The organism is Streptococcus mitis (genome assembly GCF_946190155.1).
Taxonomy (GTDB): Bacteria; Bacillota; Bacilli; order Lactobacillales; family Streptococcaceae; genus Streptococcus; species Streptococcus mitis_CL.
Map to the genome: position 1 here is coordinate 255,872 of NZ_CAMHZL010000001.1, position 24,449 is coordinate 280,320.

The following is a 24,449-nucleotide window of genomic DNA, read 5'->3' on the forward strand; positions in this document are numbered from 1 at the left end:
CAAGAATTTTTACACAATTTCACAAAAAAGAGAACAGAATCCATATTCTGCTCCCTTTTTATCTTCTATAATAGTTGTATAGTTACCTACTCTCCTTTAACAAGACTAATAGCTTTTCAGCTTCTGCCATAATAGTATTGTTGTCCTGAGAACCAAATAACAGATTATTTTTTAATCCTGTGAGAGTTTCGTTGGCATTGGACTTAAGAATTGGATCCTTAATCTTTTTAAGTAACTCTTCCGCCTCTCTCAGTTTTTCTTCAACCTTTTCAGTTTCAACCTGATGTTCCTCTGGTTCCGATGGTGATTCTTCTTCTGATTCCTCTGGTTCTTTTGGTTTTGGAGATTGTGCTTTCTCATTTTTCGGTTTTTCTTCGCGAGGTTTTTCCTCCTCAATTTTTTCTGTCTGAGGTTTCTCCTCTGTTGGTTTCTCTGTTTGATTGTTAGCAGCTTGACTATTGTGGTTTCTTTGAACATGGTCGCTCGCATTGCCCCAACCACTATCTGAATGCGGACGTTCGTTTGGATGTTCAACATAATACTTCACAGTTTCAAATAGCTCTTCTAAAGTATACCCCTTAGGTGCCTCATAAAGTCCTTCGTCAAACCACTCAAATTTGATGTTATGGTAATGGTCATAATGAGGTATAATCAAACTTCCATTTTTAACTTCCACAGTATGTTGGAGATTGTAAGGCATACGGTCAAGTGGTACCTTCTTAGCTGCTTTTACTCGATTGTAAATCGCTTCTGCTCCCTTAGCCTCAGTATTTCCTGAACTTTGATGATTTGTTGAAGGAGGCGTCAAACCTTTCTCTTTAGCATAAGCTTGACCTGCTACTCTTTCAGCTTCAGACAAACTATCTTTCTTAATCCAATGACTGTGGCTCATATGCGGAGTTACATAGGCATCCCCCTCATCACTGGTGATATCACGGGGATCAAAGATATAGCCATCTTCTGTTGTATACTTGCCTGCCAACTTGGCTACTTGAATCTCATCATCTGTGTAAGCTATTTGTGCATTTGGTTTTCCTAAACGTTCTGGATGACGAATCGGCGCTAGAAAAGCAAGGATATCATCAACTAACTTGACTTTATCACTTGACTCATCGTTGAGACGTTCCAATAGTCTATCAAAAGCGTCAAAATCAGCTTGGCGCCCTTTATTGGAAATCAAATCTTGATGAACTGTTGCTAGTAAATCATAAACTTTGTTGTAAAATTTTTGATCAGCAGATGCAAGATTGGTTTTCTTAGCTCCTAACTCATGAGACAAACTTTCTTGTTTGGCAAGTTTATCATCAATGGCTGCAACAGTTTCTGCTGAAAGTTCCTTGGAAGAAATATAACGCGAAATTCCATTCTCTTCGAAGACATAACCATCAACTACCTTTCGAATCGCCTGTTTTACCAATTTTCCATCAATTGGATTGCTTGGAGCTGGTTGAGGATTTGGTACAGGTTGTGGACTTGGTATTGGGGTAGGCTCTGGAGCAGGGCTTGGAGTCGGAATTGGTTTTAATTCTTTACCACCCGCAGTAGTATGATTTCCTTGATAATTTTCAGAAATCATTCTCGCAATCTTCTGCTCTAAGTCAGACATTTGAGAATAAGGGATAAAGTGATAATGGTCTCCGTGTGGCACTGCAACACCATTCGCAGTTTTTCTTGTAATCTGCGCTGGATCAAAGACAAGTCCATCTGATTCCACATGTCGTTGGCTAAGCGGCAAGGCATAAAGCTGTTTCAAGAGACTGGACACGTCTTCACTCGGACTAGCTTGATAGCTATTATCCACTTGTGGGCTAACACTTGGAGTCCATCTTCTGGTATTTGCCTCAACATTGCTTTGATTCGTTTGTCCATATGAACTACTATTCAATGCCTCTGATGCGCTACTGCTAGAAGAATTTGTTGAAGGACGATAGCCAACTGAGCTTGGTTGACCACCTTTACCAGATAGGAAGGCTTGGGCAGCAGCTAATTCACTGGCAGACAAATCACTCTTAGGAATATAGTGGAAGTGATTTCCATGAGGAACGATATAGGCATCGCCTGTATCTTCAATGATATCAGAAGCATTAAAGATATAACCATCATCCGTTGTATAGCGTCCTTGGGCTCTGGCAGCGACTACCGCTTTATCGCTAGAACCACCTCCGTGATTACTACCGTGTTCCTGCTTCTGACGAGTGATTTCTTCTTTTGAGCGAACATTATCAGCATGTGCTGCATCCTTTAGATAGACATAATACTTACCATCTAACTTAATCACATAGCCACCCTTGATCTCATTGACAATGTCTGAATCCTTCAACTGATAATTTGGATCTTTCATCAGCAGTTCTTCGCTGATGATGGCGTCATAAGGAACCTTGCCATTATAGTAATGATAATGGTCTCCATGAGAAGTCACATAACCTTGATCCGTAATCTTGATAACAATTTGCTCGGCATTAATACCTTCTTTTTTACTGACTTCATCAGGTGTCAAAGTCTCTGCCTTTTGGCTTGGTTGGTTGCCATCAATGTATGAAACACGGCTATTTTCTTTTACAGTTTGAGCTTGATGCAAACCTAGTTCATAAGCACAGACACTTAAAACAAGTGCAGCTGCTGACCCAGCTAGATATTTTTTATTGATTTTCATTCTTTCCTCTTTTCTTAACTCTATTTGATTCACTATAAAATAATAAACCGGTTAATTAACTAGTTAATAGTTTACTATTTTTAGTACTGCTTGTCAAGAATTTTTCGTATATACATAATAAAAATGAAAGTCTCTTTATCGAGACTCCCATTTTTCATTAATTTGTTTTTTCCTTACTTACAGGCGAAGGATTACTACCTTTTAACAACGCAAGTAATTTTTCTGCTTCTGCCATGATACCATTATTATCCATGGTTTGGAGACTCAAATTATTTCGTAAACCAGCTAGGGTTTCTGTCGCATTTCCTTTCAGACTAGCATCCGTTACTTTCGCAAGCAAAGCTTCTGCTTCTTTGAGCTTGGCTTCTACTTTTTCAGTCTCTACTTGAGGAACTTCTGGCTCAGCAGGTGTTTCCTCTACTGGTTCTTCATCCGCTTTGAAGTTCTTTTTGGGATCTTCACTGTGGTCTTTCTTACCTAAGACATGGTCGCTGGCATTTCCCCATCCGTCATTAGAATGTGGACGTTCATCAGGATGTTCAACATAGTACTTAATCGTCGCAAATAAGTCTTCCAGAGTATAACCATTTGGAGCTTTGTATGAGTGATCATCAAACCAAGCAAATTTAATGTTATGGTAATGATCCTTGTGAGGAATAATCAGATTACCATTTTTAACTTCTACTGTATGCTCAACCATGTATGGAAGTCGAACGAGTGGAATTCGTTTTTCCCCTTTCACACGATTGTAAATAGCCGCTGCACTATCTCCAGTTGGATTTGCTTGAGCATCTGCGTCTGCTGACGGAGGTAGGATGCCTTTTTCTTTAGTATAAGATTGAGCCGCAGCTTTTTCCTTATCAGAAAGGCTGTCTTTTCCAATCCAGTGACTATGTCCCATATGAGGCGTTACATAGGCATCTCCTTCATCACTGATAATATCATGTTCGTCAAAAATGTAACCATCTGAAGTTGTATACTTATCAGCTAATTGAGCAATGCGGACTTCATTTTCGGTATACTCAATCTGAGAATTTGGTTTGCCAAGTCGCTCTGGATGAGTAATTGGTGCTAGGAATGCCAATAAATCATCTACCAATTTTCCTTTATTAGAAGATTCATCATTCAAGCGTTCTGCTAATTTGTCTAAGGCTTGGAAATCAGAAGTACGACCCTTATTTTCAGATAAAGCTTTATGAGCCTCGGCCAACAGATTATATGTTTTATCATAAAATTCTTGGTCACGAGGAGCAACTTTTTCTTTTTTAGCAGTTAAAGCGTGTGAAACACTCTCTTGTTTTGATAACTTGCTTTCCAGATTTTTAACAGTGTCAGATGGTAAATCTTTCGCAAAGACATAACGAGAGATGCCCTTTTCTTCGAATACATACCCTTCCCCAACTTTTCGTACCAGCTGACTAACCAAAGAAGAATTTGAGTCTATTTTAGGATTTGGAGTAGGAGCCGGCTTTACAATAGGTTTCAAAGGTTTTAAGGTAAGAGCTGGCAAAACAGGAGATGGAATTAAATTTGGAAGGCTTGGAGTCGGAATTGGTTTTAATTCTTTACCACCTGCAGTAGTATGATTCCCTTGATAATTTTCAGAAATCATTCTCGCAATCTTCTGCTCTAAATCAGACATTTGAGAATAAGGGATAAAGTGATAATGATCTCCGTGTGGCACTGCAACACCATTCGCAGTTTTTCTTGTAATCTGCGCTGGATCAAAAACAAGTCCATCTGATTCCACATGTCGTTGACTAAGCGGCAAGGCATAAAGTTGTTTCAAGAGACTGGATACGTCTTCACTCGGACTAGCTTGATAGCTATTATCCACTTGTGGGCTAACACTTGGAGTCCATCTTCTGGTATTTGCCTCAACATTGCTTTGATTCGTTTGTCCATATGAACTACTATTCGATGTCTCTGATGAGCTACTGCTAGAAGAATTTGTTGAAGGACGATACCCAACTGAGCTTGGTTGATTACCTTTCCCAGCTAGGAAGGCTCGAGCTGCAGCTAATTCACTGGCAGACAAGTCACTCTTAGGAATATAGTGGAAATGATTGCCATGAGGAACGATATAAGCATCGCCTGTATCTTCTATAATATCAGATGCATTAAAGATATAACCATCGTCCGTTGTATAGCGGCCCTGAGCTCTAGCAGCGACTACTGCATTATCGTTAGAACCTCCTCCGTGATTACTACCGTGTTCCTGCTTCTGACGAGTGATTTCTTCTTTTGTTCGAACATTATCAGCATGTGCTGCATCCTTAAGATAGACATAATACTTACCATCTACCTTAATCACATAGCCACCCTTGATTTCATTGACAATATCGGAATCCTTCAACTGATAATTCGGATCTTTCATCAGCAGTTCTTCACTGATGATAGCATCATAAGGAACCTTGCCATTATAGTAATGATAATGGTCTCCATGAGAAGTCACATAACCTTGATCCGTAATCTTGATAACAATTTGCTCGGCATTAATACCTTCTTTTTTACTGACTTCATCAGGTGTCAAAGTCTCTGCCTTTTGGCTTGGTTGGTTGCCATCAATGTATGAAACACGGCTATTTTCTTTTACAGTTTGAGCTTGATGCAAACCTAGTTCATAAGCACAGACACTTAAAACAAGTGCAGCTGCTGACCCAGCTAGATATTTTTTATTGATTTTCATTCTTTCCTCACTTTAATTCTTCTGCTAAAATACTCATATTGTCTTCTAGGTTTTCTAGATAAGTTTTGTCGTTTTGTGGGTCTGCCTCTAAAGGATTCAGAGTTTTAAGCCCCACACCTGTTGATTTGACAAGAGTTTCAGCTACTTTCGAAGAAGCATTACTTTCTGTAAAAATCGTTTTAACCTTATAGGTTTTAACAAATTCCTGAATTTCTGTTAGTTGTCTTGGACTTGGTTCTTGTTCTGGAGAGATACCTGCGATTCCAAGTTGATTTAATCCAAATCTCTTAGCAAGATAAGAAAAGGCTGTATGTTGGGTTACAAATGTTTTCTGAGTCGCTTTTTCAAATTTAGGTTGGAATTTCTTAGTCAATTCTTGAGCTTTTTTCATAAAGGCTTGCGCATTTTTCTGATAAGTTTCTTTGTGCTCACTATCAACCTCTGAAAGTTTATCAGCGATAATTTGCGCTTCTTCGCCAGCTTTTTCAGGATCTAGCCAAGTATGAGGGTCATAGAGCGTTTTTTCATCAACTCCATCACCTGCTTCCACATCTTCTAGCCCTGGGACACGATCCAATGTCATTCCTTCTGAAGCCTCTAAAACCTTAACTTTAGATTTTTTTAGATTTGGATCCAGACTTCCTGCCCAAGATTCGAGCGTATGCGAATGGTAGACAAATACATCTGCATCATAGATGGCTGCAATATCATTTGCTGAAGGTTCAAAGGAGTGAATTCCGCTACTTGACTGAATCATTCGAACATCATTCAAGTCACCAGATACTTCCTTGACCATAGCATAGATAGGATAAAAACTAGTTACAATTTTCATCCCTTTACCTGACTGGCTTTCCTTCTGCCCACAAGCAGCTAAACACAAAAGAAAGACACTTAACAACACTAAAAACAAATTTTGTTTCTTCATAAAAACTCCTTAACTAGTTATTTAACTAGTTAATATTCTACTCCGATTTTTTTTATTGTCAAGCATTTTATGAACTAGTTAATAGATTTTATGCTATTAAACTATAAAAAAACCTTGCAACTAAGTTGCAAGGACTTTTCGATTAATCAAAGTTAACGTATTCTTTTTGAAGTTCAAGAACTTCTTCCATTGTTGAACACTCTGTAAGGGCACGGTTAGCGTACTCTTCCATCTTAGCAGTATCCAATTTCTTCATCAAGCTACGTGTACGGAGTACAGATGTTGCTGACATAGAGAATTCATCCAAGCCCATTCCGACAAGAAGTGGAACAGCTTTTTGGTCACCAGCCATCTCACCACACATACCAGCCCATTTACCTTCAGCGTGAGCTGCCTTGATAACGTTGTTGATCAAGCGAAGGATTGATGGGTTATATGGTTGGTAAAGGTATGAAACTTGCTCGTTCATACGGTCTGCTGCCATTGTGTATTGGATTAAGTCGTTTGTACCAATTGAGAAGAAGTCAACTTCTTTAGCAAATTGGTCTGCAAGCATGGCTGCTGCAGGGATTTCAATCATGATACCAACTTGAATATCATCCGCAACTGCAACTCCTTCAGCAAGAAGGTTTGCTTTTTCTTCATCAAAGACTGCTTTAGCTGCACGGAATTCTTTCAAAAGGGCAACCATTGGGAACATGATACGCAATTGACCATGAACAGAAGCACGAAGAAGGGCACGGATTTGTGTACGGAACATTGCATCTCCAGTTTCAGAAATAGAGATACGAAGGGCACGGAATCCAAGGAATGGGTTCATTTCGTGTGGCATATCGAAGTAAGGAAGTTCCTTATCTCCACCGATATCCATTGTACGAACAACCACTGGTTTACCATTCATTCCCTCAAGAACAGCCTTGTATGCTTCATACTGCTCATCTTCTGTTGGGAAATCTTGTGAATCCATGTACAAGAACTCTGTACGGTAAAGTCCAACAGCTTCTGCACCGTTGTTGTTAACACCTTCAACGTCTTTTGGAGTACCGATGTTAGCAGCCAACTCGAAGTGTTTACCGTCAGCAGTCACTGTTTGAGCATCTTTCAAAAGTGCCCATTCAGCTTTTTGTTTAGCATAAGCTTCACCAGCTGCTTTAAATTCAGCCGCTTGTTCATCTGTTGGGTTGATAATCACTTCACCAGTAATTCCGTTAACGGCAAGGATATCACCGTCTTTCACCACTTCAGTGATGTTATTTGTTCCCAATACAGCTGCAATTTCAAGTGTACGTGCCATGATAGCTGAGTGGCTTGTACGTCCACCGATGTTAGTTACAAAAGCTTTTACAAAGTTTTTGTCCAATTGAGCTGTATCAGATGGTGTCAAGTCATGCGCAATCACGATTACTTCTTCGTTGATAGAAGCTGGGTTTGGCAATTTTTTACCAAGAAGATTTGCCAATACACGTTTTGTCACGTCGCGGATATCCGCTGCACGTTCTTGCATATATGGATTGTCTTCCATACCTTCAAAGATAGTGATGAACATGTCAGTCACTTCTTTAAGACCTGCTTCAGCATTGACTTTCTTAGCACGGATTGTTTCTTTAATCTGACCAATCAATTCTGGGTCAGAAAGAACCATCAAATGAGCGTCAAAAACTTGAGCCGCTTCTTCACCAAGCGTACCTACAGCCTTCTCACGGATAAGAGAAAGCTCGTTTTGAGAAGCTTCAAGAGCTACATCCAAACGAGCCTCTTCTGCGTTTGTATCTTCGACTGAAACAGTCTCGAATAACAAATCCGGTTGAACGAGTAGATATGCTTTTGCAACTGCAACACCATCAGATGCCGCGATTCCTTTAAGCATTTCTGTCATTTTCCTTATGCCAATCCTTCTTTTTCCATTGTTTCTGAGATTGCAGCGATAGCGTCATCTGCATCTGCACCTTCAGCTGAGATCGTTACGTCAGCACCTTGGCCAACACCAAGACTCATAACACCCATGATTGATTTAAGGTTAACTGATTTACCTTTATACTCAAGAGTGATATCTGAAGCAAATTTGCTAGCAGTTTGTACCAACAATGTTGCTGGACGTGCGTGAATACCTGTTTCTGCCACTACGTGGAAATCTTTAGAAGCCATAGTTTGACTCTCCTTTTGTTCTTTCTTTTTTGAGTTATATGTGATAACCCTTACAATTTGGTATTATATCATCTTCTCGGATTTTTTTCAAGCATTTTATGGGATTTATTCGATTTCCTTTCAGATAACTTGCTGAAAATCTTCTATATTTATTGATAAAACACAGGATATAGTTTTCCAAAAAACTACTTGTAGGATATTCTTTGCTATTTCAAAAACAAAACACTATATATTGTGTCTTTGTGTGTTTGATAGAAAAATAGACCACTATATTTAGTTTTAAATCATTGACAAAAATTTATTTTCTGATATACTAAGAAAGTAATCTATTTTGAAAGAGGAGTTACACAATGGTAACCGTTTATTCTAAAAACAACTGTGTCCAATGTAAGATGACCAAACGTTTCTTGGACAGTAATAATGTCGCTTATCGTGAAATCAATCTTGATGAGCAACCTGAGTATATAGATCAAGTTAAAGAGCTCGGTTTCAGCGCAGCTCCTGTTATCCAAACACCAACTGAAGTCTTTTCAGGTTTCCAACCAGGAAAACTGAAACAATTAGCATAATCTTAGTACATCATCCAGAAGAAACTGCTTCTAGGGCTAACTTAGAAGCCTTTCTTTTGTAATTAGATAAGGGAAATTTTATGGGATTAAAACATCTTGAGGACGTGACTTACTTCCGTCTCAATAACGAAATCAACCGTCCTGTCAATGGACAAATCATGCTTCATAAAGATAAGGAAGCCTTGGATGCCTTCTTTAAAGAAAATGTAGTTCCAAACACTATGGTTTTTGATTCAATCAAGGATAAAATCAACTACCTCATTGAACACAACTACATCGAAACAGCCTTTATCAAGAAATACCGTCCAGAATTTTTGGAAGAATTGGCTCAATTTATCAAAGACCAAAACTTCCAATTCAAGTCTTTCATGGCTGCCTATAAGTTTTACAATCAATACGCCTTAAAGACCAACGACGGTGAATATTACCTTGAAAGTATGGAAGACCGTGTCTTCTTCAACGCCCTTTATTTTGCTGACGGTAACGAAGCCGTTGCAATTGATATTGCTAATGAAATCATCCACCAACGCTACCAACCCGCTACTCCATCCTTCTTGAATGCTGGTCGTGCTCGTCGTGGGGAGTTGGTATCTTGTTTCTTGATCCAGATCACAGATGACATGAACTCTATCGGACGTTCTATCAACTCAGCTCTTCAACTTTCACGTATCGGTGGTGGTGTGGGAATTACTCTCAGTAACCTTCGTGAAGCTGGTGCACCTATCAAAGGCTATGAAGGTGCAGCTTCTGGAGTCGTACCTGTTATGAAACTCTTCGAAGACAGCTTCTCTTACTCAAACCAATTGGGTCAACGTCAAGGTGCTGGTGTTGTCTACCTCAACGTCTTTCACCCAGATATCATCGCCTTCCTTTCAACTAAGAAAGAAAACGCTGATGAAAAAGTTCGTGTTAAGACCCTTTCACTTGGTGTTGTGGTGCCCGATAAATTCTACGAATTAGCACGTAAAAATGAAGAAATGTACCTCTTCAGCCCTTACTCAGTAGAGCTTGAATACGGTGTGCCATTTAACTACATCGATATCACTGAAAAATACGATGAATTGGTCGCAAATCCAAACATCCGCAAGACAAAAATCAAGGCGCGTGATTTGGAAACTGAAATCTCTAAATTGCAACAAGAGTCTGGCTATCCTTATGTAGTCAACATCGATACGGCTAACCGTGCAAATCCTGTTGATGGTAAGATTATCATGAGTAACTTGTGTTCTGAGATTCTCCAAGTCCAAGAACCAAGCTTGATCAACGATGCTCAAGAATTCCTGCAAATGGGAACAGACGTTTCATGTAACCTTGGTTCAACCAATGTGGTCAACATGATGACTTCACCCGATTTTGGTCGTTCTATCCGTGCTATGGTTCGTGCCCTTACTTTCGTTACAGATAGTTCACACATCGTAGCTGTTCCTACCATCGACCACGGAAATAGCCAAGCTCATACCTTTGGTCTTGGTGCAATGGGACTTCACAGCTACCTTGCCCAACAATTAATTGAATATGGATCGCCTGAGTCTGTTGAATTTACAAGCATCTACTTTATGCTTATGAACTACTGGACCTTGGTAGAATCAAACAATATCGCGCGTGAACGTGGTATTACCTTCCATAACTTTGAAAAATCAGACTATGCTAACGGAAGCTACTTTGACAAGTATGTAACTGGCGAATTTGTTCCAAAATCAGACCGTGTTAAAGAACTTTTCAAAGATGTCTTTATCCCAAGTGCTGCTGATTGGGCTGAACTTCGAGACAAGGTTCAAGCAGATGGACTTTACCACCAAAACCGCCTTGCTGTAGCGCCAAATGGTTCTATCAGTTACATCAATGACGTTTCTGCTTCTATCCACCCGATTACGCAACGTATCGAAGAACGTCAAGAAAAGAAAATCGGTAAAATCTATTATCCAGCTGCTGGATTGTCAACAGAAACCATTCCTTACTACACTTCTGCTTACGACATGGATATGCGTAAAGTGATTGATGTCTATGCAGCTGCAACTGAGCACGTGGACCAAGGACTTTCACTCACACTCTTCATGCGTAGTGACATTCCAAAAGGTCTTTACGAATGGAAAAAAGAAAACAAACAAACGACACGTGACTTGTCTATCCTTCGTAACTATGCCTTTAACAAGGGTATCAAGTCTATCTACTACGTCCGTACCTTTACAGATGATGGTGGAGAAGTCGGTGCCAACCAATGTGAAAGCTGTGTGATTTAATCTTTGCTTGAGGAAGCTACATTTTCTCAGATAAGTATTCATTCACCCTGCTAAACTAAACAGGAATAAGCATCTATACTATGGAAAAACAAAAAGTCGGGCTTCCGACTTTTTGTGCGAAACTACTCTAGGATTATGATAAAATAGAGATAATTGTGAGTTCGCAATACTAAACACAGAAAGAGATTTCAAAATGGAAACTTACTACAAAGCCATTAACTGGAATGCCATCGAAGATGTCATCGACAAATCAACTTGGGAAAAACTGACGGAGCAATTCTGGCTTGATACACGTATTCCTTTGTCAAATGATTTAGATGACTGGAGAAAGCTATCAAATGTAGAAAAAGACTTGGTTGGAAAAGTCTTTGGTGGTTTAACCCTTCTCGATACTATGCAATCTGAAACTGGGGTTCAAGCCCTTCGTGCGGACATCCGTACACCACATGAGGAAGCTGTTTTCAATAACATCCAATTTATGGAATCTGTCCACGCTAAATCTTACTCATCAATCTTCTCTACCTTGAATACTAAGGCTGAGATTGAAGAAATTTTCGAATGGACCAATACCAATCCTTACCTACAAAAGAAGGCTGAGATTGTCAACGAAATTTACCTAAACGGTAGCCCACTTGAAAAGAAAGTGGCTAGCGTCTTCCTTGAAACCTTCCTCTTCTACTCAGGTTTCTTCACACCGCTCTACTATCTCGGTAACAACAAACTAGCTAACGTTGCGGAAATCATCAAACTGATTATTCGTGATGAGTCTGTTCACGGAACCTACATCGGTTACAAATTCCAACTTGGTTTCAATGAATTACCTGAAGAAGAGCAAGAAAAACTCAAGGATTGGATGTACGACCTGCTCTACACTCTTTATGAAAACGAAGAAGGCTACACAGAAAGCCTCTATGATGGTGTTGGTTGGACGGAAGAGGTCAAAACCTTCCTTCGCTACAATGCTAACAAGGCACTCATGAACCTAGGACAAAATCCACTCTTCCCAGATTCAGCTGATGATGTCAACCCAATCGTTATGAACGGTATTTCAACAGGAACTTCCAACCACGACTTCTTCTCTCAAGTCGGAAATGGTTACCTTCTTGGTGAAGTTGAAGCCATGCAAGACGATGACTACAACTACGGTTTGGACTAATTCACTTATCCCAGAACTGATAACAAATATCATGGTTTGTTTAAAACAACCATGATATTTTTGTTTTTGTTTTCTTTTGTTTTTTAAATTGATTGATTGAATACTTTATGATAAAATAGTAATAGAAATAGAGGTGATAACGATGTTAAAGCAGGAAAAACTAGATAATATTCTAGAAACGGTAAATACAAAGGGAACTATTACTGTAAAAGAAATCATGACTCGCTTGGATGTGTCAGATATGACTGCTAGACGCTACTTGCAAGAGTTGGCAGACAAAGATTTACTTGTTCGAGTACACGGGGGAGCTGAGAAAATTCGCACAGGCTCCATTTTAAACAATGAACGTTCCAATATTGAAAAACAAAGCTTACAGATTGCAGAAAAACAAGAAATTAGCCGTTTTGCAGGCCATTTAATCGATGAAGGTGAAACCATTTTTATTGGTCCAGGGACAACCTTGGAATCTTTTGCCCGTGAACTTCCAATTGATAATATTCGTGTTGTAACAAACAGTTTACCAGTCTTTCTCATCCTAAACGAACGAAAACTAACAGATTTGATTTTAATTGGTGGTAACTATCGCTCTATCACTGGAGCTTTTGTAGGAACACTAACCTTGCAAAACTTAGCTAACCTACAATTTTCTAAAGCCTTCGTTAGCTGTAATGGTATTAAGGACAATGCGATTGCGACCTTTAGTGAAGAGGAAGGTGAATCCCAACGCATCGCCCTCAATAATTCCAATAAAAAATACTTACTAGCTGACAATAGTAAGTTCAATAAATTTGATTTTTATACCTTCTACAATATCTCTGATATTGATACCATCGTTTCAGATTCTAAACTGAGCAAAGAAACGTTTGAACAACTTTCAAAACAAACAAAAATTATTCTTTCTAAACCATAAAACGATCCCCACCGATTGGTGGGGATTTTTGTAAGTATTAAAAATTTCAGTTTTAAAAGACTTACTTACACGCGTTCTTTCCATGAAGTTGCTGTTGTTTGAAGAACTTTATTGAGCTCATCAATATTTTCAAATCCAGTTGTACGAAGCCATTCGCGAGCTGCTGCTTCACCATCTTTGATGTAAGCTTCAACTGATCCAGCCCATGTTGCACGGCCACAAAGAACTCCGTTAAAGTTTGCACCTGATTCATGAGCAAATACAAGAGTATCTTGGAAGAGTTTAGCTGATACACCAGCACTCAAGTAGATATATGGCAAGTTAGTTGCTTCATCTTGAGCTTTGAAGAAAGCTGCTGCTTCTTCACGTGTATAAACGACTTCACCTTCAGCAAAGCCTTCAACATATTTAATGTTAACAGGAACTTCTACTTTCAAGACATCAATGTTAAAGCGTGGGTCTGAGAAGACTTTCATAGCACCGATAACTTTGTGTGGTTTTACTTTAGCGTATTCTACAGAACCTGCATCTGCAATTTTTTCATCGTAAGCAAGAATTTCAAGGAAGAATGGGATATCTTCAGCCACACACTCAGAACCGATGCGTTCGATATAAGCTTGTTTTTCTTGGTTGAGTTCGTCTGAGCTATCTACATCATAGTAAAGTAAGAATTTAACTGCATCTGCGCCTTCTTCTTTAATACGTTTTGCAGACCAAACATCCAAGCAGTCTGGCAAGCGTTTTGTGCTTGTTGTATCATAACCTGTTTTTTCATAAGCAAGGAGAAGACCAGCTTTTTCATCAAGAGCTTTTGTTGCTGGAAGTCCATACTCAGGGTCAAGAAGCATAGATGATGCGTATTTAGTCAATTCATCTGCTACCAAAACTTTAAGTTCTTCCATTTGAGCCACAGTTGGTTCTTCTGTTTGGTGTTGAGCCATGAGGCGTTTTAAAGCACCACGTTGGTCAAATGCAAGAGCTGAGATGATTCCATTTTCATCAGAAAGTTTTTCTAAGCGTGCACGTTTTTGTTCTGTTAAAGCCATTTTATACCTCTTTTACTATTAATTGTTCATATAGAGCTTGATAGTTGGCCATGTTGACATGACCAGTCATTTTTTCTTGAGCATTGAGCATACCAAGGACATTTGCCTTGATGAGTAATTCTGCATCCGATTCTTTATGAAGAAGTCCTGAAGAAATCCCTGCTACAGTAGAATCTCCAGATCCGACAGGATTGACTACCTGAATTCTAGGAATATCTACCTTGTAGAAAGTGTCACCATGTTTGGCAAAGGCACCGTTGGCACCAAGTGAAACGATAATCCATTCAATCCCTGCAAACAAAGGTTCTTGAAGGACTTCTTTTAATTCATCCAAATCCTCAGAAACTTCTCTTCCAAGAAGCTGAGATAATTCCTCATTATTTGGTTTGATGACTGTTGGTTTATGTGGTGATTCAAGAACCGCCTGAAGTGCTGCACCAGAGCAGTCCAAGACAACAGGCTTGCCAGCTTGATTAGCAAGTTCTACCAAGCTCGCATAGTAATCAACTGGAAGGCCAGCTGGCAGACTACCTGAGATAGCTACCACTTCAACTGACTCCAAGAGTTTTTTGAAATGTTCCAAAAAGTCTTGACCTTCCTGTTCCAATACAACAGGACCTTTTTCAAGAACTTCTGTTTGGTTGTCTCCGTGGAGAATAGCGATACAGTTACGAGTTTCTCCCTGAATTGAGAAGAAATCTTTCTTTACTTGATCATCAATATTTTCAACTAAAAACTCACCAAGTTTGCCACCCACTAAACCAGTAGCAAGAACAGAATCTCCAAATTCTGAAAGTACTCGGGTAACATTGAGTCCCTTACCACCAGCCGTTTTAGTTACATCCACCACACGATTGACAGTATCAATCTTTAACTCATCCAAGGGATAGGAAATATCAATGGATGGGTTCATTGTGACTGTTAAAATCATAAGTCACCTCTTAATCGTGGTATTCTCCGCGATCCCATTTTTCAAGGAATTCAGTGAAGAAGTTTGCGTCTGTTTGTTGAGCATTGTGACTTTCAACGTGTTCAATTTTCGCAATCAATTTCTTGTTTTCTTCAGATGGTTTGTATTCAGCATGGATGAAAGCTTCGATGATGTCACACATGAGCAATTCACCAGTAATCTTACCACCAAAACCGATAACATTGGCGTTCAATTGCTCTTTAGCATAAAGAGCTGTTGTCATATCACGAACCAAGGCAGAACGGACACCTGGAACTTTGTTTACAGCGTTGTTGATACCAACACCAGTACCACAGATACATACTCCAAGATCAGCTTGACCGCTAGTTACAGCTTCCCCTACTTTTTTACCAAAGATTGGGTAGTGAGTACGTGTATGGTCATATGTACCAAAGTCAATGACTTCATATCCTTTTGATTTCAAAAATTCTGAAACCGCCATTTTTTCATCTGTTACGATGTGGTCACATCCAATTGCAATTCTCATTTTTATCTTACCTTTCTTACTGTAATCTAATTAGCACATTTTGTTCAACATGTCGACACGAATTTGGTGACGTCCACCATCGTATTTACCGTTAACAAATCCTTTAGCGATGTTTTTAGCCAATTCATCACCAACAAGTTGTGCACCCATAGTGATCATACGTGAGTTGTTGTGACCACGAGTCATATAAGCTGAACGTTCGTCAGAAACTTCTGCAGCAACCATTCCTTTGATTTTAGTTGCGACCATAAATGGACCAGCACCGTAAGCATCAATCACGATACCAAGGTTTTGTTCTTCTTTGTTTACTTCTGCAGCAACAGCAAGAGTCACATCAACAAAGTCTTGACCTTCAGCTGTAACATCCACAACGTGGAAGTTTTCTTTTTCCAAGAAGTCTTTCACAACTTCTTTCAATCTCAAACCTGCAGCATCTGCACCGATAACAATAGACATATTGTATACTCCTTTTTATTTTTCTAGGCTAGTAAAACCTTTTATAGTTAGCAGTTTACCTACAAAAAGTTTTCTAGCAGTTTATTGACAAATTGGATTGAATGAGATGAATGACACCTTATTCAAGTTTAGGAAACCAGTTTCCTAGAAATAATCTTTCTCCACAAAAGAGAATATAACAAGCGATTATTTGTTTGTTACAAACATCATTTGTTGCTTACAAACATAATATACTCCTATTTCCTAAAAAAGTCAACAGTTGATGTTTGTTTTTGTGTTTTTTTAACTAAAAAATTTCGATATCAAAACCAATTTGATCCACTTGACCAGGTTCTAGGAGACGAACATTCTTCTTATCTTCTAGATGATCTCCTTCTTCAAGTGATGTTGACAAGCCAGACCAAGGTTCAAAAGCAATGAAAGGTCCCTTATTCAAAGTTGACCAAATGATGAGATTTGGAAACTCTGCAAAGTGCACTTTTAATCCCTTATCATGTTTACGAGAACGAAGGGCAATTGTTCTAGATTGCAATTCATCTAAGGTGACTGCATCTGTACTGAAAAGATCATAGCTGAGGTCTAATTCTTTTTGACCTTCTAGCCATGGACTTCTATCTTGGAAATCAAGCATCCCAGTTTCTGGGAAAGGACGTGGAACAGAGCAAGTCTCTTCTTTCTCAAACTCTAAGTAGTAATCTTCATAGACCTCATCATCCAGTAGAGGACAATTAAATCCTGGATGTCCACCAATAAAGTAAGGCATGACCTTGCTAGTTTCTTTATTAAAAATTTTGTATTGAGTCCGTACTGTCTTTCCTGTAAGGATATAAGTGATTTCTAGGCGGAAATGATAAGGATAGTTTTGATAGCTATTCTCATCGTCTTCAATTGCAAAAGTTACACTCTTGTCTGTCTGTTCAACTAATTCAAATTCTTTCTTACGAACCAAACCATGACGAGGAATGTTTCCTTTTCTTTCTTGTCCCCTCTCATCTATATAAAGGGCTGTATCCTCTCTCAATGAACCACAAATGGGGAAGAGAACAGGAGCTTGTCCACTCCAATAAGTGGCATCGCCTTGCCACAAATACTCCAGTCCCTCAGCATCTTTTATAGAAGAAAGAGCTCCACCAAAATTGTTAAATTGAACTCTTAATTGTTCTGATTTTAATTCAATTACCATGATTTTCTCCGATTTCTTGATAGTTTATAAAAAACTAGGCTGTCACTCCTAATGGTATGACAACCTAGTTTCAACAATTTACATTTTATAGGAGCGCATTATTTTGCTTTTGCTGCGTACTCTTCGTTACGTTTGATCATTTGTTTTCTGTACCATGCAAAGATACCGATATAGAATACAAGGAAGACTACAGCACCAAGGATTGCTTTGATATCACCTGTTGTAGTGTTACCAATTGTCCAACCAAGAAGTTTTTCGATTGGTCCTTCAAGAGTTGAGTGAGTGATCAATTGAGTTTCGCTCACACCTGCTGGGAAGGCACCTACACCTTTAGCAAGTTCTGTTGCAAATGGTGCGATAAGTGTACCTGAAAGAAGGAAGAGTGGCAACAAGAGTGTTCCGAAGATAATCATACGGAGCAATTTACCACGAGTTACAACCAAGAGAGCTGGAGTAACACCCATAGCGATGATACCTGCAAGTGGCAAGATACCATTTCCGACTTTTGAAAGAAGCACAGCTTCAATCAACATGATTGGTGCAAGTACGTTAGCACAAGCCCAGATTTCAGCACGACCAGCGATGAATGGCCAGTCAAGACCGATGTTGAATTTACGTCCTTGAAGACGTTTAGTAGCAACGTTTGTGATACCTTGTGAAAGTGGTTCTACGGCAGCGATGAACCATGAACCGATAAGTGAGAAGAGTTCCAAAGATACACCGGCAGTCAAACCAAGGCTCAACCAACCTTTAATAACAAGTTCCCATGAAGATGCATCTTCTACTCCAGCAACTGGATGTGGAGTTCCCATCAAACCAATAACGATACCAAGAATGAAACCGATGAAGAATTTAGATCCCCAGAAACCGATTTTCTTGTTCAATTTAGCAGCATCAAAGTCATATTTATCAAGACCTGGCAAAACTTTATCAAAAATCTTATCCAAGACCATGATAACTGGGTTCATCATGTAGTTCATGTGAGTTGAAGTCATTGGTGATGAACTTGGTGCGTTAAGAAGGTCGTCGAATGTTGGTTTCATCAAATCAGAGTTGATGATCTTCAAAATACCTACAAGTACAACTGCTGCTGTCGCGATGAAGAGTGAAACCCCTTGGCTTACACCATTGTTGTCTGCATACCATTTAATCAAAAGACCAGTGATTGACAAGTGCCAGATATCGAAGATATCGACATCAAGTGTGTCTGTTTTCTTCATTGCAAGCATCACAACGTTGACAATCAACATTACAAGCAAGAAGTAAAGTGTCCAAGCAGATCCCCAAGTGATGGTAGCAAGTGGTGCCCAACCAACGTCGGTGATGTTCAATTGAATACCAGTGTTTTCAACGAATTTCGCAAGTGATGCTGAGAAAGCTCCGTTGAGCATACCGATGATAGCACCGATACCAGTAAGGGCGATGGCGAGCTTGATACCACCTTCAAGCGCTTTGGAGAATTTCACTCCAAAAAGTAGGGCCAACACTGTCAAAATGATCAGCATGATGATAGGCCCACCCATAGCCAAGATAGGTTTAAAGATATCGTTGGCCAGATTGATAATGACATCCATAATAGTTCCTCCCTTTTTATAGTTATATGAATGTTAACAAATTAAAATTAGCTTAATCCGTGTTCTTTGATAGCTGCTTCAATATTGTCAAATACTGGAGCACTCATTGCTGGGATACGGAATAAGATTGGTCCAGCTTCGATAACTGGAATACCTGGGTCAAAACCAAGATCTGTCGCAGCAATTGGTGTGAAGATGTCATAACCTTTGATAAGGTCTTCATTAACGTCTTTGACCATTACCGCATCACAGTGAACATCGAAACCGCGGTTTGAAAGTTCTTCTTCAAGAGCACTTTTAATTTGGTGGCTTGAGTTAACACCTGCACCGCAGGCAGCAAGAATTTTAATCATATGGATTTCCTCCGATTTAATATTTTTAATAGACAAGATTAAGCAATTGCTTCAGCAATATAAGCATAGATGGCTTCTGGTTCAGAAATTTTTGATAGGTCTTCAAGATGACCATTTCCAGTAAAGAAGTCCATCAACTGAGCAAGAATGTTCGTTTGACTTGAACTTGAGTTATTAATGATAAAGAAGAGCAAGGATACTTCTACTTCCTTATCTGGCGCAATCATATTGTGGAAAGTCACTGGTTTTTCTAATCGAACTACCACAACTTTTTCGGCAAGATTATGAACAATATCTGTGTGAGGAATAGCCACATTCGGCAAATCCTTACCCAAAAATTCCATATCTAAGCCAGTTGGAAATGACTTTTCACGCGTGATCAGGGCTTCACGATAGGTCGGAGTCACGATTTCTCGTTCTTCCAATAAAGTTGCGACCTGATCAAAGAGATGTTCTTGATTATCCGCTTCTAAGCAAAACACAAGGTTTTTGTCAAAGAAATGATCTAATCCCATAAGGTTTTCCCTTCTTTCCATTAACTTTATGCTATAAGTATAACACTATATGAAATCGTTGTCAATATTTTTTGTTGTTTTTTGTCCTTTTTTTGATTATTTTGTTTATTTTTTATCTTTATAAGCAAAACAAACATTTAAAACAAACATTTAAAACGATTTTTAATGACTTAAACAAAAAAACAGGATACCAATCCTGCTTTAATAATTATTTTTGAATTGTCCAACTCTCTTCAATCATGGGAAGTAGATTTTTTAATGTTTCTGGAGTCCCTTCTAAAGCAACATATCTGAACTTACCATCACTAGATTTAAAAATCCATGTAATGATGTATTTTCCAGACTTAGAAATTGCGTTAACTACATAGGCTTCATAACCTCCAATAGTTGACTTAGAACCCCAAACTTTAGTGAATTCTGGATTACTTTCTTTTGAAGTAAAAATACTATCAGAAATACGAACTGTTTCAAGTTTTTGAAATTCATTATCAGAAATACCAAATTGTTCTGCTTTAAAAGTATTCAAGGTGACAATATTGACATCCGTACCGTCTGAATATTGAATATCATTGCCTCCCTGCACTTCATTGAACTTAATCCAAGACTTTGGTACTTTAACGAACCCATACTCATCAGAACCAATCACTTGACTTTCTTCTGAATTCTGTGTGCTACGAAGAGAGCTTGAACTAGTTGAATCTTGACTAGTTGAAGAGCTAGTTGTTTTACTTGAATTTCCTTGAGTTTGAGCTTGATTTGAACATGCCACTAACGTGACACTTGTAAGCAAAATAGATGCTAAAAGTAAAATTTTTTTCATAATAACCTCCATATGTTACTCTACCATAAATGGAGTTAATTTACAATTTTTAATAAAAACAAATAAAATATAAGAATTTTTTCCAATTTTAGTTCAAACATTGGATTTGATAATATAGAATATACTCTTGATTATGAAAACTGACTAAGTCGTATCGAGTATCTATTTATCCAATTATTGAATTCTATAATAACATTGAATCACTTTCCGAATATCCTTTTTCAACAAATATTTTAATATTCATTGTATTTGCTTGACTCAATCGTATATTCTTACTAAAAGTTAATAAATATAGATATATCGTCGTGAAAAACATAACAATTAAATTACCATATACATAAATATATATAAGTAAAGAACTAGCAATACCCACATTTATAATTAGGAGGAGCCAACTTTTTAATTTAATATTGCTAAACTTTTCAACCACATCGTAATGACGATGATTTTCTAATATAAAAATTTTATTAATCAGTCGTTTTTGCTTATGAGAATAGCCCAAGCGAAATAATGTTGATAATATAACAGGTGATGCAGAAAAAATAAAATACGTAAATCTATTAGATAAAACAAGATTAAATTTGTTAAAGCCAATAAATTCTATTAAAAGAATGAAAAAAATCACTATCATTATCGGTAGCATGAAAAATCTACCTAATTTTATATTTTTTGTTATATCTTCTCGCTTATCCTCAGATTGCTTTTTTATCTTATAAAATAAATCAAAATCAATCTTATAAATTTTATAAAAATAACCAAAACAAGTCGTAGATTCACAATCCAGTAACCCGTAACCATTATTTATTTCAATTAATAAATATCGAGTAAAACCATATAACTTTTCAGTTTTAATTTGTTTTTCTTCTAATACTTTCATCATAAGTTAAAGGAATCGCCCCTTCTTTACTAACAATTATAGATCCAAGCGGTAAAATAGAATCATTATTCTAATTCATTTTCTGCCCCAGTTCTTTATCAATTTTATTTAAAATTTTCCTAGTCATAATAACTTTTAGTATTCCATATAACCTCCGTATTTTACTCTACCATAAATGGAGTTAAGTTACAATTTTTAACTAAAAATATAAAACTCTTGAATGTATTTCAAGAGTTTTATATAGAATCATTATTCTTCATCCATACTCAAGACGCTAAGGAAGGCTTCTTGCGGAACTTCTACTGATCCGATGGCTTTCATACGTTTTTTACCAGCTTTTTGTTTTTCAAGCAGTTTACGCTTACGAGAAACGTCACCACCATAACATTTAGCAAGTACGTTCTTACGAAGGGCCTTGATATCAGTACGAGCCACAATTTTATGTCCAATTGCTGCTTGAATTGGTACCTCAAATTGTTGACGAGGAATAATTTTCTTAAGCTTATCAACGATGAGTTTCCCACGTTCGTAGGCAAAGTCCTTGTGAACGATAAAGCTGAGGGCATCCACCTTGTCTCCGTTGAGAAGGATATCCATTTTGACCAGCTTAGATGGGCGATATTCTGACAATTCGTAGTCAAAGCTTGCATAACCGCGAGTCGAAGACTTAAGCTTATCAAAGAAGTCAAAGACTATTTCAGCAAGAGGAATTTGATAGATAACATTAACCCGATTATCATCAATATAGTCCATAGTCACAAAGTCCCCACGCTTGCGCTGAGCTAGCTCCATCACTGCCCCGACAAACTCCTGTGGTACCATGATCTGCGCCTTGACATAAGGCTCTTCAATGGTCGCAATCTTGGTAGGATCTGGGAACTCAGATGGGTTCGACACATCCATAGACTCACCGTCGGTCAAATTAACTTTGTAAATAACAGACGGAGCTGTCATGATGAGGTCGATGTTAAACTCACGTTCCAAACGTTCTTGGATAACATCCATATGGAGAAGTCCAAGGAAACCACAACGGAAACCAAATCCAAGTGCCTGTGATGTTTCTGGTTCAAATTGAAGACTAGCATCATTCAGTTGCAATTTTTCAAGGGCTTCACGAAGATCATTATACTTGTTTGACTCAATTGGGTAGAGACCCGCAAAGACCATAGGATTCATCTGCTTGTAGCCATGTAATGGCTCAGCCGCAGGATTGGTTGCCAAGGTAACTGTATCACCCACACGAGTGTCCTGAACCGTCTTGATAGAAGCCGCAATGTAACCAACGTCCCCAGTCGCAAGAAAATCACGACCAACTGCTTTGGGTGTAAAAATACCGACTTCGGTCACATCAAAGGTCTTGCCATTACTCATGAGCTGAATCTTATCACCAGGTTTAACCACCCCGTCCATGACACGCACTTGGAGAATAACCCCACGGTAGGCATCGTAAACAGAGTCGAAAATCAAGGCCTTAAGTGGTGCCGTCACATCACCTGTTGGTGCTGGTACTTTTTCTACGATTTGCTCGAGGATTTCTTCAATCCCAATACCAGCCTTGGCAGAAGCCAAAACTGCTTCACTGGCATCCAAACCAATCACATCTTCAATCTCTGTACGCACGCGCTCTGGATCTGCAGCCGGTAGGTCAATTTTGTTAATGACTGGCATGATTTCCAAATCATTGTCCAAGGCCAGATAAACATTGGCAAGGGTTTGAGCCTCAATTCCTTGAGCAGCATCAACCACCAAAATCGCTCCCTCACAGGCAGCGAGTGAACGTGAAACTTCATAAGTAAAGTCAACGTGCCCCGGCGTGTCAATCAAGTGGAAAATATAAGTTTCCCCATCTTTTGCAGTATAATTCAGCTCGATGGCATTTAACTTAATGGTAATCCCACGTTCCCGCTCTAGATCCATGCTATCCAAAAGCTGGGCCTGCATTTCTCGACTGGATACGGTCTCTGTCTTTTCCAAAATGCGGTCTGCTAGAGTCGACTTTCCATGGTCAATATGGGCGATAATAGAGAAGTTACGGATCTTCTCCTGTCGTTTTTTCAATTCTTCTAAGTTCATGATTCTCTTCCTTTCAGGGTATCTATTTATTATAAATTGTTTTTGACATTTTGACAAGACCATACCCTGCTAGGAGTACTAATCTTCAGCGACAAAGCCGTCATTTTTGATAAAGTGGTGTTCTGTCATTCCTTGGTCTGTAAAGACAATTCCATGAAGGACACCACCATAAACAGCTCCTCCATCCATTCCAATCTTGCCATCTTCTGTAGTCCAAAGCTCAGCAGTACCACGCTCTTGCTTCAGCAAACCATAAACCGGTGTATGTCCAAAAACAATGATTTTTCCAGTATGATTTTCTGCTTCGTGGAATGGTTTTCTAAGCCAGACTTTTTTATAATCTGTGGTTTCATGCCAGTCATCCAAGGTCAAATCAATACCTGCGTGAACAAAGATATACTTGTCTGTCTCTACCACAAATGGCATTTGACGAATAAATTCGACTAAGTCTGCCGCTTCAGTAGCAACACGCTTGGCATCTTCTACCCCATCAACTGGCGCATCCAAGGGACGACCTAGGATAGAGTTAATGGTTGTATCTCCACCATTGCGACGATAGTGGTCATAGCTTTCTTCTGGGTTATCGAGCCAAGTCAAAAACATATACTCATGGTTTCCTGACAAACAGATAGCCCCTTGATTGTCCACTAAGTCCTTAACTATCTCTAGAACACGGCGACTATCTTCACCACGGTCAATCAAGTCCCCTAGAAAGAGCAACTGGTTCTGACCAGTCCATGTTTTAAGAAGGTCTTCTAGCATCCCTGCTTTTCCATGAACATCTCCAATTACATAATAGTCTGTCATC

Annotated in this window: 21 protein-coding genes; 4 read left to right on the forward strand and 17 right to left on the reverse strand. The window is 38.7% G+C overall.

The annotated features are described in order from the left end of the window. Positions 1-82: 82 nt before the first annotated feature. The 5 genes from N8O80_RS01205 to N8O80_RS01225 form a co-directional block, all read right to left on the reverse strand. Positions 83-2,653 (reverse strand): pneumococcal-type histidine triad protein, encoded by a 2,571-nt coding sequence (locus N8O80_RS01205; RefSeq protein WP_261026449.1) that lies wholly within the window; start codon positions 2,651-2,653, stop codon positions 83-85. Between the two features lie 157 nt (positions 2,654-2,810). Continuing rightward, a complete protein-coding gene (locus N8O80_RS01210) occupies positions 2,811-5,342 on the reverse strand; it encodes a pneumococcal-type histidine triad protein (protein ID WP_261026453.1) in 2,532 nt (843 codons plus the stop codon). A 7-nt stretch (positions 5,343-5,349) separates the two neighbouring features. Then, a complete protein-coding gene (gene adcAII, locus N8O80_RS01215; RefSeq protein ID WP_261026455.1) occupies positions 5,350-6,267 on the reverse strand; it encodes a zinc-binding lipoprotein AdcAII in 918 nt (305 codons plus the stop codon). A gap of 142 nt (positions 6,268-6,409) precedes the next feature. Then, positions 6,410-8,143, reverse strand: coding sequence for a phosphoenolpyruvate--protein phosphotransferase (gene ptsP / locus N8O80_RS01220; protein ID WP_261026456.1), 1,734 nt, complete (start codon positions 8,141-8,143; stop codon positions 6,410-6,412). Positions 8,144-8,148: 5 nt separating this feature from the next. Beyond that, entirely contained in the window at positions 8,149-8,412 is a 264-nt protein-coding gene (locus N8O80_RS01225; protein WP_000146947.1) for a phosphocarrier protein HPr, read from the reverse strand. 350 nt (positions 8,413-8,762) lie between these two features. Here N8O80_RS01225 and nrdH point away from each other — a divergent pair, with 350 nt between their 5' ends. From nrdH to N8O80_RS01245, 4 genes are all read left to right on the forward strand, one after another. Next, positions 8,763-8,981 carry a glutaredoxin-like protein NrdH gene (gene nrdH / locus N8O80_RS01230; RefSeq protein ID WP_000259240.1) on the forward strand — a complete coding sequence of 73 codons (219 nt, stop codon included), beginning with the start codon at positions 8,763-8,765 and terminating at the stop codon, positions 8,979-8,981. A gap of 80 nt (positions 8,982-9,061) precedes the next feature. Next, positions 9,062-11,221 (forward strand): class 1b ribonucleoside-diphosphate reductase subunit alpha, encoded by a 2,160-nt coding sequence (gene nrdE / locus N8O80_RS01235; RefSeq protein ID WP_261026459.1) that lies wholly within the window; start codon positions 9,062-9,064, stop codon positions 11,219-11,221. Positions 11,222-11,414: 193 nt separating this feature from the next. Next, complete coding sequence (gene nrdF / locus N8O80_RS01240; RefSeq protein WP_261026460.1) at positions 11,415-12,377, forward strand: class 1b ribonucleoside-diphosphate reductase subunit beta; 963 nt, start codon at positions 11,415-11,417, stop codon at positions 12,375-12,377. A gap of 142 nt (positions 12,378-12,519) precedes the next feature. After that, complete coding sequence (locus N8O80_RS01245; RefSeq protein WP_000917573.1) at positions 12,520-13,287, forward strand: DeoR/GlpR family DNA-binding transcription regulator; 768 nt, start codon at positions 12,520-12,522, stop codon at positions 13,285-13,287. A 65-nt stretch (positions 13,288-13,352) separates the two neighbouring features. Here the strand turns inward: N8O80_RS01245 and lacD are convergent, their stop codons facing one another. The 12 genes from lacD to N8O80_RS01305 all read right to left on the reverse strand — a co-directional run bounded on the left by lacD (position 13,353) and on the right by N8O80_RS01305 (position 24,448). Continuing rightward, positions 13,353-14,333, reverse strand: coding sequence for a tagatose-bisphosphate aldolase (gene lacD / locus N8O80_RS01250; RefSeq protein ID WP_001229114.1), 981 nt, complete (start codon positions 14,331-14,333; stop codon positions 13,353-13,355). 1 nt (position 14,334) lies between these two features. Beyond that, complete coding sequence (locus tag N8O80_RS01255) at positions 14,335-15,264, reverse strand: tagatose-6-phosphate kinase (RefSeq protein ID WP_261026462.1); 930 nt, start codon at positions 15,262-15,264, stop codon at positions 14,335-14,337. Positions 15,265-15,274: 10 nt separating this feature from the next. Beyond that, complete coding sequence (gene lacB / locus N8O80_RS01260) at positions 15,275-15,790, reverse strand: galactose-6-phosphate isomerase subunit LacB (protein WP_001216913.1); 516 nt, start codon at positions 15,788-15,790, stop codon at positions 15,275-15,277. Between the two features lie 30 nt (positions 15,791-15,820). Further along, positions 15,821-16,246, reverse strand: coding sequence for a galactose-6-phosphate isomerase subunit LacA (lacA, locus tag N8O80_RS01265; RefSeq protein ID WP_000029277.1), 426 nt, complete (start codon positions 16,244-16,246; stop codon positions 15,821-15,823). 286 nt (positions 16,247-16,532) lie between these two features. Further along, a complete protein-coding gene (locus N8O80_RS01270) occupies positions 16,533-17,429 on the reverse strand; it encodes an aldose 1-epimerase family protein (protein WP_261026464.1) in 897 nt (298 codons plus the stop codon). 98 nt (positions 17,430-17,527) lie between these two features. Continuing rightward, a complete protein-coding gene (locus tag N8O80_RS01275) occupies positions 17,528-19,003 on the reverse strand; it encodes a PTS galactitol transporter subunit IIC (RefSeq protein ID WP_261026466.1) in 1,476 nt (491 codons plus the stop codon). 47 nt (positions 19,004-19,050) lie between these two features. Then, on the reverse strand, positions 19,051-19,356 hold the full coding sequence (locus N8O80_RS01280; RefSeq protein ID WP_000590547.1) for a PTS sugar transporter subunit IIB: 306 nt from the start codon (positions 19,354-19,356) through the stop codon (positions 19,051-19,053). A 38-nt stretch (positions 19,357-19,394) separates the two neighbouring features. Next, positions 19,395-19,871: a PTS sugar transporter subunit IIA gene (locus N8O80_RS01285; protein WP_004260657.1), complete on the reverse strand. Its 477-nt coding sequence runs from the start codon at positions 19,869-19,871 to the stop codon at positions 19,395-19,397. A gap of 208 nt (positions 19,872-20,079) precedes the next feature. Beyond that, entirely contained in the window at positions 20,080-20,691 is a 612-nt protein-coding gene (locus N8O80_RS01290; protein WP_261026470.1) for a hypothetical protein, read from the reverse strand. Positions 20,692-20,875: 184 nt separating this feature from the next. Further along, the gene (locus N8O80_RS01295) at positions 20,876-21,571 is read right to left on the reverse strand and encodes a DUF443 domain-containing protein (RefSeq protein ID WP_261026471.1); all 696 of its coding nucleotides are present in this window, start codon (positions 21,569-21,571) and stop codon (positions 20,876-20,878) included. A gap of 246 nt (positions 21,572-21,817) precedes the next feature. Further along, complete coding sequence (gene lepA, locus N8O80_RS01300; RefSeq protein WP_001047207.1) at positions 21,818-23,641, reverse strand: translation elongation factor 4; 1,824 nt, start codon at positions 23,639-23,641, stop codon at positions 21,818-21,820. Positions 23,642-23,719: 78 nt separating this feature from the next. Next, positions 23,720-24,448, reverse strand: a complete 729-nt coding sequence (locus N8O80_RS01305; RefSeq protein WP_261026472.1) for a metallophosphoesterase family protein — start codon at positions 24,446-24,448, stop codon at positions 23,720-23,722. Position 24,449: the final 1 nt, after the last annotated feature.